Origin of the sequence: Avibacterium sp. 21-594, assembly GCF_026226815.1 — a bacterium.
In the GTDB taxonomy this organism is placed as follows: domain Bacteria; phylum Pseudomonadota; class Gammaproteobacteria; order Enterobacterales; family Pasteurellaceae; genus Avibacterium; species Avibacterium avium.
Window position 1 is genome coordinate 700,606 of the sequence record NZ_JAKKOC010000001.1, and the last position, 14,068, is coordinate 714,673.

16 protein-coding genes are annotated in these 14,068 nt (G+C 40.9%); 6 read left to right on the forward strand and 10 right to left on the reverse strand.

From position 1 onward, the window contains the following. Positions 1-59: 59 nt before the first annotated feature. The 8 genes from L5B76_RS03230 to L5B76_RS03265 form a co-directional block, all read right to left on the reverse strand. Positions 60-332, reverse strand: a complete 273-nt coding sequence (locus L5B76_RS03230; RefSeq protein ID WP_265754201.1) for a heavy-metal-associated domain-containing protein — start codon at positions 330-332, stop codon at positions 60-62. Further along, the gene (locus tag L5B76_RS03235) at positions 329-706 is read right to left on the reverse strand and encodes a mercuric transporter MerT family protein (protein WP_265754202.1); all 378 of its coding nucleotides are present in this window, start codon (positions 704-706) and stop codon (positions 329-331) included. The genes L5B76_RS03230 and L5B76_RS03235 overlap by 4 nt, the downstream gene beginning before the upstream one ends. Continuing rightward, positions 681-1,799, reverse strand: coding sequence for a transglutaminase-like domain-containing protein (locus L5B76_RS03240; protein WP_265754203.1), 1,119 nt, complete (start codon positions 1,797-1,799; stop codon positions 681-683). Before L5B76_RS03240 ends, L5B76_RS03235 begins: the two co-directional genes overlap by 26 nt. A gap of 398 nt (positions 1,800-2,197) precedes the next feature. Further along, a complete protein-coding gene (gene serA, locus L5B76_RS03245) occupies positions 2,198-3,430 on the reverse strand; it encodes a phosphoglycerate dehydrogenase (protein WP_265754204.1) in 1,233 nt (410 codons plus the stop codon). Positions 3,431-3,453: 23 nt separating this feature from the next. Then, a complete protein-coding gene (gene rpiA / locus L5B76_RS03250; RefSeq protein WP_265754205.1) occupies positions 3,454-4,113 on the reverse strand; it encodes a ribose-5-phosphate isomerase RpiA in 660 nt (219 codons plus the stop codon). Positions 4,114-4,215: 102 nt separating this feature from the next. Beyond that, positions 4,216-5,376, reverse strand: a complete 1,161-nt coding sequence (gene hemW / locus L5B76_RS03255; RefSeq protein ID WP_265754206.1) for a radical SAM family heme chaperone HemW — start codon at positions 5,374-5,376, stop codon at positions 4,216-4,218. Further along, the gene (rdgB, locus tag L5B76_RS03260) at positions 5,376-5,990 is read right to left on the reverse strand and encodes an RdgB/HAM1 family non-canonical purine NTP pyrophosphatase (protein ID WP_265754207.1); all 615 of its coding nucleotides are present in this window, start codon (positions 5,988-5,990) and stop codon (positions 5,376-5,378) included. Before rdgB ends, hemW begins: the two co-directional genes overlap by 1 nt. 149 nt (positions 5,991-6,139) lie before the next feature. Then, entirely contained in the window at positions 6,140-6,484 is a 345-nt protein-coding gene (locus L5B76_RS03265) for a ComEA family DNA-binding protein (protein ID WP_442780788.1), read from the reverse strand. A gap of 223 nt (positions 6,485-6,707) precedes the next feature. Between L5B76_RS03265 and L5B76_RS03270 the strand changes: the two genes are divergently transcribed. After that, a complete protein-coding gene (locus L5B76_RS03270) occupies positions 6,708-7,469 on the forward strand; it encodes a glycosyltransferase family 2 protein (RefSeq protein ID WP_265754209.1) in 762 nt (253 codons plus the stop codon). An 83-nt stretch (positions 7,470-7,552) separates the two neighbouring features. Here L5B76_RS03270 and L5B76_RS03275 read toward each other — a convergent pair whose 3' ends face one another. Further along, a complete protein-coding gene (locus tag L5B76_RS03275; protein ID WP_265755516.1) occupies positions 7,553-8,572 on the reverse strand; it encodes a glycosyltransferase family 9 protein in 1,020 nt (339 codons plus the stop codon). 224 nt (positions 8,573-8,796) lie between these two features. Here L5B76_RS03275 and rpsP point away from each other — a divergent pair, with 224 nt between their 5' ends. From rpsP to purA, 5 genes are all read left to right on the forward strand, one after another. Beyond that, positions 8,797-9,048: a 30S ribosomal protein S16 gene (rpsP, locus tag L5B76_RS03280; RefSeq protein ID WP_265754210.1), complete on the forward strand. Its 252-nt coding sequence runs from the start codon at positions 8,797-8,799 to the stop codon at positions 9,046-9,048. Between the two features lie 31 nt (positions 9,049-9,079). Next, on the forward strand, positions 9,080-9,607 hold the full coding sequence (gene rimM, locus L5B76_RS03285; protein WP_103853871.1) for a ribosome maturation factor RimM: 528 nt from the start codon (positions 9,080-9,082) through the stop codon (positions 9,605-9,607). 62 nt (positions 9,608-9,669) lie between these two features. Continuing rightward, positions 9,670-10,422, forward strand: a complete 753-nt coding sequence (trmD, locus tag L5B76_RS03290) for a tRNA (guanosine(37)-N1)-methyltransferase TrmD (RefSeq protein ID WP_194751019.1) — start codon at positions 9,670-9,672, stop codon at positions 10,420-10,422. A 65-nt stretch (positions 10,423-10,487) separates the two neighbouring features. Continuing rightward, positions 10,488-10,838 carry a 50S ribosomal protein L19 gene (gene rplS, locus L5B76_RS03295; protein ID WP_103853869.1) on the forward strand — a complete coding sequence of 117 codons (351 nt, stop codon included), beginning with the start codon at positions 10,488-10,490 and terminating at the stop codon, positions 10,836-10,838. Between the two features lie 254 nt (positions 10,839-11,092). Beyond that, a complete protein-coding gene (gene purA, locus L5B76_RS03300; RefSeq protein WP_265754212.1) occupies positions 11,093-12,391 on the forward strand; it encodes an adenylosuccinate synthase in 1,299 nt (432 codons plus the stop codon). Between the two features lie 266 nt (positions 12,392-12,657). Here purA and L5B76_RS03305 read toward each other — a convergent pair whose 3' ends face one another. Then, the gene (locus tag L5B76_RS03305) at positions 12,658-13,845 is read right to left on the reverse strand and encodes a porin (protein WP_265754213.1); all 1,188 of its coding nucleotides are present in this window, start codon (positions 13,843-13,845) and stop codon (positions 12,658-12,660) included. Positions 13,846-14,068: the final 223 nt, after the last annotated feature.

The following is a 14,068-nucleotide window of genomic DNA, read 5'->3' on the forward strand; positions in this document are numbered from 1 at the left end:
AAATTTTCAGAATGTTATGAAAAGTAAGAAGATAAAGTGCGGTGGAAAATCTTCTTATTTTACTCCAAAACAATCGCGTGATAATGCAACTTATCAATAGCTTGAATGAGCATTTCATCACTCACTTTCTCGTCTGCTACTACATTCACCAAACGTGAATTAAAATTCGCTTTAGTCGATTGCACGCCGTCAATGTTGCGCAATTCTTTATTGACTAAATAAACGCAAAGCTGGCAATTCATTTCTTCAATATGCAACGTAACCTTGCGTTCTGCGGCAAGGCTTGGCAATGAAAAACTAAGTGCGGTCAAAAAAAATAAGATTTTTTTCATTCTAAATAATCCAAAACATAAGGTAAAACATAGGGATAAGTTAAGAAAAAGAGAATAATCAGCGCCATTAGCCAATATAAAATTTGCAATGTACGGCGTGAGAGATATTGGCTACAAATCACTTTTCCTGAGAAATTCAGCAGCCAAAAGCCATAACCAAATGCGATGAGGGAAATCACGAGCATTGGAATTTGCAAAAATACCAGCTGATTTAAGCTCACTAGCCAAGTGCTAGAAATGCCAAATAACAGATATAACAATGGCGCAATACAGCAAAGTGTCGATGCCACCGCAGCACTCACTGCGGTGGTACATATCGCCCAAAATTTGGCATTTCCGCCTTTCGGATTAGCGTTGCTGCGAGATAAATTCATAACCAAATTCTTTTGCATCAAAGGAATTTAATGGATCGCCGCCCACTTCTGCATAAGGATAACCAAAATTATTGATTGGCGCGAGTTCAGGCGTTGGGTAAAGGGTGAAATCGCGTGCGTGATTAAAGCCCATCCAGTTGCCTTCCCAATTTCCGAATAAATAATCTGAAACCGCTTGGGTGTTGCTATCTGCCACCGCTTTTTTCTCTGTTAGACGATATTTTGCTACGTCCGCAGAATCCACAGGAACCCAGCCAAAACCTGCTAGATAAAATTCCGCACGACAATGTTGTCCACCATTTTCATTGGCAATTTTGTTTTTGGCGCTACCAAACGCGGATTTAGAATATTTGCCCATTTTCACCGCTTCCCCTAAACGAATACCGAACACTTCGCGAGCGGGAATACCAGAAGCACGCGCTAAAGCAACAAATACAGAATTAATATCCGTGCATTTTCCTTTTAACACGCCTGTTGTTAGGATTTTTTCCACATCACCATCGCCACAGCCTAATACGGAATTATCACGCTCCATATTTGCCACAATCCATTGATGAATACGTTCTGCTTTTTTGAGCAGATTTGTTTCATTTCCTACAATTTTATCGGCATATTCTTTCACGATCCCGTCAATTTTAATATGTTTTGTTGGCTGTAAATAAGGTTGCACATCAACGCCATATTCTATTTTTTCTGGCGCTTGATAATCTTTCAATAAGCCTTGTTTCTTCGGTTCGCGATCTTGGGTTTCCACAACCAGCGTAACCGTTAAATTGCGTTTTTGTGCTTCAGGTGTCCAAGTGGCAAATAATGTACTAGCACTATATTGATTATTTTCTGTGATGTGAGCCTGTTGATAATTGCCGTCAAATGTGATGGATTTCACCCTTTGATAATCGTTACTAAAAGGCAATGGCACCCACAAATTTGTCGTTCCTGATGAGCCTTTTGGCACTTGTAAATCATAGGTTTGCGTAAATTCGTAAGTGTGCGTAGTGGTGTTAGGATTTGCCACCGTTTGTGCATTGGCTAACGTTGCCGCAGCGAAAAGTGAGCTGGTAAAAAGTGCGGTGGTAAAAATCGTTTTTTTCATAGAAAACTCCTGTTTACAAAAGGGATTGCAAGGTTATGCCATTCAGTTAAAAATGGGCTACCTTATAGGAATCAGGCGAGAGAAAACGCGTTGCGTCAAATTATTGCCAAATTTCTAACCTTCCTTAAATCCTTAAGAGAAATTGAAAACGGCAAGAATGGTATAACGATGAAAACCAGAATTGAAAACAGTTTGATCATTTCCTATACACAATACTTGCGATATAGCTGTTCAACGAACAAAGGGATTTTACGATCTATAACTAAAATTGCAAATTTTTCTAAAAAATTTCTGCATTTTTATCTAAAAAATATAAAAAGTGCGGTGGAAAAATTCATAAAATTTCCACCGCACTTTTCTTTTTTCGTTAAGCTTAAGATTTAAAGCTTAACAAACGATTAATACAACACCCTCGCACGAATCGTGCCGTCGATTTCACGCAGTTGTTGTAACAACTCGGAGCAGTCATCAGTTTCCACATCAATAACCACATAACCAATTTTCGGATCGGTTTGTAGGTATTGGGCGGCGATGTTGATATTTGCGCCAACAAAAAGTTGGTTGATTTGGTTTAACACGCCTGGGCGATTTTCGTGAATGTGCAATAAACGCTTGGTTCTGCTGTGTTCTGGCAAAGACACTTCTGGGAAATTCACCGCAGAAAGGGTTGAGCCGTTATCTGAATATTTCACGAATTTGCTCGCCACTTCAGTGCCGATATTTTCTTGTGCTTCCGCCGTTGAACCACCGATATGCGGGGTGAGAATCACGTTATCCAAACCTCGCAATGGCGAAACAAATTCTTCATTGATTGATGCGGGTTCGGTTGGGAACACATCAAGGGCGGCACCACGCACTTTGCCAGCTTTAATTGCGGCGGCTAAAGCATCAATATCCACGACAGTTCCACGCGCTGCATTAATAAAAATGCTGCCCTCTTTTAATTGTGCGATGCGTTCCGCACTCATTAAATTTTTGGTGGAATCATTTTCTGGAACGTGCAGGGAAATCACATCGCTATTGGCGAGCAATTCTTCCAATGTTCCCACTTGCTGCGCGTTACCCAATGGTAATTTGGTTTCAACATCATAAAAATAGACATTCATACCTAGCGATTCCGCAATGATACTGAGCTGTGAGCCAATATGTCCGTAGCCAACAATCCCTAATTTTTTACCCCGCACTTCGTTAGAACCTGATGCAGATTTGTTCCATAAACCACGATGCACTTCCGCATTGGCTTGCGGTACATTACGCATTAAGAGCAAAATTTCGCCTAGCACCAATTCTGCCACCGAGCGAGTATTAGAAAATGGGGCATTAAACACGGGGATACCACGCATTTTCGCCGCTTCAAGATCCACTTGGTTGGTGCCAATACAAAAACAGCCCACGGCAATGAGTTTGTTGGCACATTCCAATATATCAGCGGTTAAGTGCGTGCGGGAGCGAATACCTAAGAAATGCGCATCTTTGATCACTTCTTTTAATTCTTCTGGCTCAAGGGCCTTTTTATGATATTCAATATTGGTGTAGCCTGCGGCATTTAGCACATCAACGGCATTTTTGTGTACGCCCTCGAGCAGTACAAATTTAATTTTAGACTTATCCAGTGATACTTTTGCTGACATTTTGCTCTCCATAATCAAAAAAATTATTCAATAATTTCTGCACCTTGTGGTGTGCCGACAATCACAATATCCGCACCACGCAAGGCAAAAATTCCGTTGGTAACCACGCCTGCAACGTTATTCAAGTTTTTTTCCATTTCCACAGGGTTTAAAATGGGGAAGTTATAGACATCTAAAATCACGTTGCCGTTATCCGTTACCACTCCTTCGCGATATTCTGGCGATCCACCTAAACTCACTAATTTACGCCCCACCTGCGAGCGCGCCATAGGGATCACTTCCACTGGCAAAGCAAAGGTTGAGCCTAGCACGTCCACTTGTTTGCTTTGATCCACAATACAAATAAATTTTTTCGCCAGTGCGGCAACAATTTTTTCTCTGGTTAAGGCTGCACCGCCCCCTTTGATCATCATTTTCTGTGGGTTGATTTCATCAGCACCATCAACATAAATATCCAAACTTGACACTTCATTGGCACTGAACACCTCTATTCCTTGCTGGCGTAATAATTCTTCAGAGGCTTTAGACGCCGCTACTGCCCCTTTAATTTCATCTTTCATTGTGCCAAGGGCTTCAATAAAACAATTTACCGTTGAGCCACTGCCCACGCCCACAATCGTATCCGGTTTAACATATTGCAATGCCGCTTGTGCAGCTTGCTTTTTCATTGCGAGTTGATCCATATTCTTTCCCTACATTGATAAAATCAGTGTTCTAATTTGCTATAAGTAAACGTTTGCGAACAAGGCATCTACTTTAATCCCATTCACGGGCAGATACAAGCCCTATTCGGGTAAAAACTCTGTTAACAATTCGTTTAAAAACAACTTACCTTGCTCGGTGATTTGCCAAGTGCGGTGGTTTTCTTGAATATATTTTTGTGATTTCGCCCAATCAATTTGGTCTGCGATCACATCACAGGATAATCCCGTCAAATTCTCAAACTCAATTTTTGGTACAGGTTCAAGCAAGCGAAAACGGTTCATAAAGAACTCAAAAGGACGCTCATCAAGGGGGATTGGCTTTTCTTCATATAAATATTCCCCACGCATATAGCCTTTCGGGTGCTTAGTTTTGGAAAAACGCAAAATATCGCCATTCGGGAAAGTCAATTTTCCGTGCGCACCACAACCTATCGCCAAATAATCGCCAAAGCGCCAATAATTCAGGTTATGACGACACTGATCACCGGCTTGGGCATAGGCAGAGGTTTCATATTGCCCATAGCCTGCTTGGCTTAAAAGCTGATGACCTTGCTCGAAAATATCCCATAGCGCGTCATCATCAGGCAATGTAGGCGGACGATAGGCGAACATTGTATTTGGCTCAATGGTGAGCTGATACCAAGAAAGATGGCTCGGCTCAAGGGCAATAGCTTGGCGTAAATCATCTAGCGCTTGTGTAAGCGTTTGATTTGGTAAGCCGTGCATTAAATCTAAATTAATGCGTTTAAAGCCCGCATCTTTTGCCATTTGCACCGCGCTTTTGGCTTCCTCAGAATTATGAATGCGCCCTAAGCGTTGCAATTTTTCATCATCAAAACTTTGTATGCCTAAAGAAAGGCGATTCACCCCTGCTTCCACATAGCCTGCAAAACGGCTCGCTTCTGCCGTTCCAGGATTGGCTTCTAAGGTGATTTCAATGTTTGGCGCAAAGGGAATTTGCTGTTCAATCCCTTGCAATAATTGCGCAATGCCTTGCGCTGAAAATAAGCTTGGCGTGCCACCACCAATAAAAATGGAATGTAGCGTTCGATCACCAATGCTTGCTTGATAGCGCGCCAGATCTTGGCGTAAATCAGCCAACAAATGCGCGATATATTCCTGTTCGGGAATGCCGCCTTTTTGCGCGTGGGAATTGAAATCACAATAAGGACATTTTTGCACGCACCAAGGGATATGCACATAAAGGCTCAATGGCGGAAAAAGTGGCGGAAAAACTTGCATTATTTTGACCGCTCTTTGGCTTGTAAGCGTGCTTTTAACACGCCTAATGCGCGTGCGCGATGTGAGATTTGTTTCTTCTCTGGCGTATCAAGCTCGGCAAAAGTGCGGTCTTTTTCAGGATAGAAAAATAGACTGTCATAACCAAAACCATTTTCACCTTTTTCTTCAAAAGTGATTTCACCTGCGCATTCCCCCTCCGCAATAATCGGTGAAGGATCGGTTTCGTGTTGCAATAATACAATGCAGCTCACAAACTTCGCTTGGCGTTCGCTGGCTGGCACGTTAGTTAATTTTTGTAATAACTTTTTACGATTTTCAGCATCGGCTTGCTCGCCATCAACACCTGCGTAACGAGCGGAATATAGCCCTGGTTCACCATTGAGTGCATTCACCACTAATCCGCTATCATCAGCAATGGCGGGCAAACCTGACATTTTGGCTGCATAACGCGCTTTCAACAAGGCATTTTCCACAAAAGTTAAGCCTGTTTCTTCGGGGCTTTCAATGCCTAAATCCGTTTGTGCGATCACTTCAAAGCCAAAATCTGCTAGCACATCGGCCATTTCGCGCACTTTGCCTTGATTGCCCGTAGCAAGCACAATTTTTTGTTTCATTGTTAATCCTTAAACTTGATAAAAATTGGCTCAAGTATAGTCTATTTTTGACCAAGTTATAAGGCTTAACTTGCTCCTTGTAAAATGCAACACAGCACGCTGAAGAAGTAAATTCACTCAGCGTGCGAATTATCAATAAAAATAATGCGTTACAACTGAATGCGATCCTTATTCTTTTCTAACGTGGCTTTGCCAATGCCTTGTACTTCTAACAATTGTTCCAACGCGACAAAGTTACCGTGTTTTTCGCGATATTCCACAATCGCTTCGGCTTTTTTCGCGCCAATACCGACCAACGCTTTTTGAATCTCACTGGCGGTGGCAGTGTTAATATTTAACATATTGCCAACAAAAACTGGAGATTTTTCCACCGCAGTTTGCACAGTTTCCTGCGTGGCAGGCGGTGTAGGCTCTGTTGCTGGCTCAGCAAAAGCATTCATACAGCTAAAGAAGCCAAATAATAATGTGGCTAAAATTCCATTCATTTTCATTATGTTGTTCCTTTTCAAAATTGATAACAAAACGGATGTTGAATATTTTCAACGGCGCTACTGTGCAAATAAATTGCGTCATTCTCAATTGGTACGAATAATTCTTACGATCGAGATCGCAAAAATCACTTCAGATAAGACAAAAATGGGCTATTTCCTTTTATTAAAATCCGTTACACTAACTAAAAATCCATTCGCGTATGTAAATTAAAAATAAGGATAAATTATGCCGACCATTAGCGTTGCAATGATTGTAAAAAATGAACAGCAAGATCTTGCACAATGCTTAGCCAGTGTGAAAGATTGGGTGGACGAGATTGTGATTTTAGACTCGGGCAGCACCGATAATACCAAAGAAATCGCCCTGCAATATGGCGCAAAATTTTATCAACATACCGATTGGCAAGGCTTTGGCAAACAACGCCAACTTGCCCAGCAATATGTTACGTCCGATTATGTGTTATGGCTAGACGCTGATGAGCGCGTAACCGATGAGCTACGAGAAAATATTCAGCAAGCGGTGGCAAAAAATTTACCGAATGTGGTGTACGATATTCCACGCATTAGTGAAGTGTTCGGACGCTTAATTCGCCATTCGGGTTGGTATCCTGATTATGTAGTGCGTTTGTATCAAACCCAGTATGCAGGCTATAACGATGCCTTAGTTCACGAAAAAGTGGTGTATCCTGCTAATACGAAAGTGGAAAAATTGGCGGGTAACTTGCTGCATTATCCTTATAAAAATTTACATCATTACTTGGTGAAATCAGCTAACTATGCGCAAGCTTGGGCGGAACAACGCCATAGACAAGGCAAAAAAGCGACGCTGTTTCAAGGGATTACGCACGGCATTGCGACTTTCGCAAAAATGTATCTATTAAAAGCAGGATTTTTAGATGGAAAAGAGGGCTTTTTATTAGCGGTGCTTTCGGGGCATTCTACCTTTGTTAAATATGCCGATTTATGGATTAGAACGCGTAAAAAATAGCAATAAATCATAAATACAGAAGAAAAAGTGTGGTGGAAAATTAGCAATTTTTTCACCGCACTTTTTTATTTCTCGTTATCAATTTATGCCCATTGTTTTGCAATAAATGCTTGAATTTGTGGCAGTATTTTATTTATTTGAATATTCGCCAGTTCTTTCTCTTCATTTGGCGGACAAAAAGCCAAATGGCGCGCAGGAGCATTAATTGGCTGCCAGCGCAATGGGGTTGCGGAACGATGGCTTGGGAAAAAACCAATGGTTGGTACATTTAATGCACCACAAATGTGTAATGGCCCTGTCGAACCTGCGATAAACAAGTCTGCGCAAGCCAAAGAATAAGTGAAATCCACTAACCCATCATTCTTATCATAAATTACCACATTGGGATTATTCACTAATTGGGCTAATTGATGCACCTGTTCGCTTTCATTTGGCCCTGCAGTGAGAACAATATAGGCATCAAATTGTTGCAAAATATCTTGAATTAATTCGGCATATTGCGCTAAAGAAAGGCTATTTGCCGAACCGCCTGTGCCACTATGTAGGAAAATCCATTTTTTATTTTGCATAATCCCTAACTGCTGTTGGAGCTTACTTTTTTGCGCTTGTAAAATCTCTTGTGGAACAACTAGATAAGGCGCGTGCGGTCCAGTAATCGGCAAATGCTGTGCCTGTAAAAACGCCCTTGCCAGATCCAGATTGTATTCAAATTCTGGCTTAAGGGAACGTGAACGGCGTTGAGTTAAACGATGGTTATAAGCCAGCTGCGCCAATTTTGTTGCAGGTGCAAGACGATATTTAATGCCACTTAGCCACACCAATTTTGCATTATGCCAATTTGAGAAAAAGCTGATCACACCATCAAAATGCGCCGCTTTAATGGCCTGTAAGACTTGATTAAATTGGGTTTTATCTTTTTTGTCTTGCACATCAATAATAATGTCATCAATGTAAGGACAAAGCTCAGCCATTGGCGCGGTATATTTAGGAACAAGTGCGGTGATTTTTAACTGAGGATTTGCCTTTTTTATCAACGCTAAGGCCGGAAATATCAGCATAAAATCGCCCAGTTTGTCGTTGCGGATTACCAAAAGTTTTTGCATCATTCTAACGTTCATAGGTTATTTTTAAATAAATTGCCACATTGTAGCAAAGGAAAGCTTTTTTATTAAAGAATAATTCACTTCAGCGCACTATTTACCTTGCTTTTTTCATAAAAAAGAGTACAATCCACAGGCTTTTTGTCTATATATACAGAGAAAAAAGTAAGCATTCCCACTCCTTCGATGTGGGTTTTCTTTTAGTATTAATTAATTAGAGGAAGGTTATGGTAACCATTCGTTTATCTCGTGGCGGTTCTAAAAAACGCCCATTTTACCAAATTGTAGTAGCTGACAGCCGTTGCCCACGCGATGGTCGTTTTATTGAGCGCGTTGGCTTTTTCAACCCTTTAGCGGCAGGTAAAGCTGAGCGTCTTCGTATCAATCTTGAGCGTGTAAATGCTTGGGTTGAGAAAGGAGCAAGCTTATCAGATCGCGTTACCTCTTTGGTAAAAGAAGCTCAAAAAGCTGCAGCTTAATTGCAGTTTTTAAGGTTTATAGGTGAATGAAATGACGCAACAAAGAATTGAAGTAGTTGGTAAATTAGGTTCAACATACGGAATTCGTGGTTGGTTACGCATTTATTCATCAACAGAACAAGCCGAAAGCATTTTTGATTATCAGCCTTGGTTTTTAAAAATTAAAGGTCAATGGCAGCCAACAGAATTAGAAAGTTGGAAACATCATAATCACGAACTTATTGTTAAATTAAAAGGCATTAATGATCGTGAAATTGCACAAACCCTAACTAATGTTGAAATTGGCGTAGATTTATCTGTATTCCCTGAACTTGAAGAGGGGGATTATTATTGGCACGATTTAATTGGCTGCCAAGTGGTGAACCTACAAGGTTACAATATGGGAACAGTGGCTGAAATGATGGAAACTGGCTCAAATGATGTATTAGTTGTGCGAGCAAGTCAAAAAGATGCTTTTGGAAAACAAGAACGGTTAATTCCGTTTTTGTATGAACAAGTAGTTAAAAGAGTAGATCTCACCACCAAGACTATTGAAGTGGATTGGGACGCTGGTTTCTAAACTCAGGCATACAGTGAGCTTTAGGTTGTAGCATTTCGAGCCTACAAATTAGGAAAATAACAATGTGGATTGGTCTTGTTTCATTGTTCCCCGAAATGTTTAAAGCGATTACTGAGTATGGGGTAACGGGCAGAGCCGTAAAACAAAATCTCTTGCAAGTACAGTGTTGGAATCCCCGTGATTTCACCACGGATAAACATAAAACCGTTGATGACCGTCCTTATGGCGGTGGGCCTGGAATGTTGATGATGGTGCAACCATTGCGTGATGCAATCCAAGCGGCTAAAACTGCAGCAGGAGAAGGGGCAAAGGTAATTTATCTTTCGCCACAAGGACGTAAACTCGATCAAAATGGCGTAACAGAATTGGCGCAAAATCAAAAATTGATTTTAGTCTGTGGTCGTTACGAAGGTATTGACGAACGAGTGATCCAAACTGAGATTGATGAAGAATGGTCAGTGGGTGATTACGTTCTTACGGGGGGAGAGCTGCCAGCAATGACATTAATTGATGCCGTTGCAAGGTTTATTCCAGGAGTGCTAGGCAAACAGGCCTCCGCAGAAGAAGATTCTTTTGCCGAAGGTTTGCTTGACTGTCCTCACTATACTCGCCCAGAAGTGCTAGACGGAATGTCTGTACCTGCGGTGTTGATGTCGGGCAACCACGAAGAAATTCGTAAATGGCGGTTAAAACAATCGTTATTGCGAACCTGGTTAAGACGCCCTGAGCTATTGGAAAGCCTAGCTCTGACTGACGAACAACGGAAACTGCTGGCGCAAGTCAAACTTGAACAGCAAGCAAATAAAGTTGATTAGTTGATTGCGAGTTTAATTATTCGCAAAATCATCAGTTAATACTAGGATCTTAGAAGGATTACACAATGAGTAACATCATTAAACAAATTGAACAAGAACAATTAAAACAAAACGTACCTAGCTTCCGCCCAGGTGATACTTTAGAAGTTAAAGTATGGGTTGTTGAAGGTAGTAAACGTCGTCTGCAAGCATTCGAAGGCGTGGTTATTGCAATTCGTAACCGCGGCTTGCACAGTGCATTCACTTTACGCAAAGTATCTAACGGTGTGGGCGTTGAGCGTGTATTCCAAACTCACTCACCAGTTGTAGATAGCATCGCAGTTAAACGTAAAGGTGCGGTTCGTAAAGCGAAACTTTACTACTTACGTGAGCGTTCAGGTAAATCTGCACGTATTAAAGAGCGTCTTGGCGACTAATTTTCCAAGCGAAAATGACAAGGGCTTGAGAGCAATCTCAAGCCTTTTTCTTTTCTCTTTTTTAATTTTTTCTACCTTTGTGCAATAAAAATTTCCATAGATTTTTCACCGCACTTTCCTTACTTCTCTGTTACTCATACGACCTTCCATAAAATAGCAAGAAATGTTTATTTGTCATTGAGATTGTATTCATAAAATAGTAAAGTACATTACTGTTTGTTATTTGTTTAACTTCAGCATACAAGGCGGAATCTATGGGAAAAAGTGTTGTTATCTTAGGCGCTCAATGGGGCGATGAAGGTAAGGGGAAAATCGTTGATCTATTAACGGATCGCGTAAAATATGTGGTGCGTTATCAAGGCGGACACAATGCAGGGCATACTCTGATTATTAACGGTGAAAAAACCGTTTTGCGTCTGATTCCATCAGGCATTTTGCGTGAAAATGTTACCTGTCTTATCGGTAACGGGGTAGTGCTTTCCCCTGAGGCGTTAATGCAAGAAATGGGGGAATTAGAAGGGCGTGGCATTAATGTGCGTGATCGCTTGCTAATTTCAGAAGCTTGTCCATTAATTTTGCCTTATCACGTTGCAATGGATCACGCTCGTGAAGCTGCATTGGGGAAAAAAGCCATTGGCACAACCGGCCGTGGTATTGGCCCTGCCTATGAAGATAAAGTGGCACGCCGTGGATTGCGTGTTGGCGATCTTTTCGATCTTGAAAGTTTCGCTGAAAAACTCAAAAATATTTTAGATTACTACAACTTCCAACTTGAACATTATTATAAAGTTGAGCCAGTTGATTACGAAAAAACCTTGGCAGCAATCAAAGAAGTTGCGCCAATTATTACTGGAATGGTTGCTGATGTTACCGCAATTCTTGATGTTGCGCGCAAAAATGGAGATAACATTCTATTTGAAGGCGCACAAGGCACAATGCTTGATATTGACCAAGGCACTTACCCTTATGTAACCAGCTCAAACACTACGGCTGGCGGGGTTTCCACAGGTTCTGGCTTTGGCCCACGCCATATTGATTATGTGTTAGGGATTATCAAAGCCTATTGCACCCGTGTTGGTGGTGGCCCATTTGCAACAGAATTATTTGATGATGTGGGTGCCGAAATTGCACGCAAAGGGAATGAATTTGGTGCAGTAACTGGCCGTCCACGCCGTTGTGGTTGGTTTGATGCTGTGGCAATGCGCCGTGCTATTCAAGTGAACTCCATTTCTGGTTTTTGTATGACTAAACTTGATGTGCTAGATGGTTTTGATGAAATCAAAATCTGTGTTGGTTACAAAATGCCAAATGGTGAAATCGCTGAATTTGCTCCACTCGCGGCAAAAGATTGGGAAGGTGTTGAGCCTATTTATGAAACCCTTCCTGGTTGGAAAGAAAGCACTTTTGGCGTAACCGATGTGAATAAATTGCCAGAAAACACGCGTAAGTACATTAAACGCATTGAAGAAGTAACGGGTGTGCCGGTAGATATTCTTTCAACTGGCCCAGACCGCGTTGAAACAATGATTTTACGCGATCCGTTTGCGGCATAAATTATTTTTCTTCGCACAATAAAACAGAAGCCCAAGAAGAAATCACTTCTTGGGCTTAAAAATTTATAAAATTTGCACCGCACTTTTCTCTTTCTTTTTTAGCTCTCATCAAGAACCTATTCTTCCCTTATCAAAAGGCGTTACATCACTTTAAGATTATTCAAAGCACTTCCTTTATCGGCCATAAAAAAACCTGCACTCTACTCGGCTTTTGCCTTTTGAGTGCAGATTCTTTATTCTGCGACTAAGCGAATAACTTCGTTAGATTAGAAGTAAACGCGTAAGCCAGTTGCGTAACGGTTGTCTTTAGCTTCGCTATTTCTACCAGAGTGAGTTACATCGTTACCACCGATAGTACCAGTACCTTTAACGCGAGAGTGAGCATATTCAACATAAGCTACTACGTTTTTAGTGAATGCATAATCAGCACCAACTAAGTATACGTTTTCTCTTAATTTTTGTTTTTGTTCAACATCTAAAGAACCAACAACAGTACGTAAGAAGTTTGCATCACCTTTACCAAATTTCAAACCTTCTTTATAGCCTTTGTATTCGTTACGTTCCCACGCAGCATATACAGAAGCATTGTCTAAGTATTGGTATTTCGCCGCAACTTCTAAGAAACGACCTTTACCTTGTTTACGTTGATTTTGGTGATTTTTATATGCAGATTCACCGTACTCAGCACCGAAAGTTACTGGGCCATAAGCTAATTGTGAAGCTACACGCCAAGATTGAACTTTACGACCTGTTCCTGTTGTTTTTTTAGCTTGAACTGGAGGAGTAGCATCTTTATTCGCAGCCTCACCATTGTCATACACTTCTACAGTATAGCCAGCATTTAAATTTACCCCAACGTCAGCGAATTGACCTGCATAAAATGCAGATGTACCATAAGCATATTTAAGGTCTGAAGCTTCATTCTGTTTCTTAGCTTGACCGAAGGTATAATCAGCACCGAAACCTAAAGTTTGGCCTTCTGCTAATTGGAAATCTGCTGAACGGAAAGAAACAACTTTATCACCACCAGTGAATAGGTTGTTGCTACCACCGAATAAGTAAGAGTGATCGTTCATTTCTACTGCATCACCAGTAGTATCTTGTTTACCGAATGATACGCGACCTAAATCATCTTTTTGAAGTGCTAACCATAATTTGTTAGTTTTGATGTTATTGAATGAAGAACCAGTATCCCATTTATCGCCACCATCGTTGAAACGTAAGCGAGAGTAACCAATTACTTTAACGCCTTCGCCTAAATCGTGTTGCGCTTTGAATTCTAAACGTGAACCAACGTTACGAAGATCCGCACGCTCGTCATCGTTAAATTTACCTAAAGCTACATCAAAACGACCACCTACATTTACTTGTGTGCCGTCTTGGTTATAAACTGTTGCTGCGCTTGCTGAAGTAGCTACAGCTGCTACTGCTAATGCTAATAATGTCTTTTTCATAATCAAATTCCTTTCAGAATTAAGTTGTTATAACAATTTTAAAAGTGGAAAGAACTTTTATTTAAAGAAAATGTCCAACCACTTCGCTTGAAGCGAGTTCATATTGTCAAAGAAATATTGCGCTGTCAATGCAAATTAATAAAAGTTCATTTTATTTAGTGATCAAGATCACATTTTTTAATAAATTTTATCCCTTTTATGTTTAAAATATAGCCACATCAAT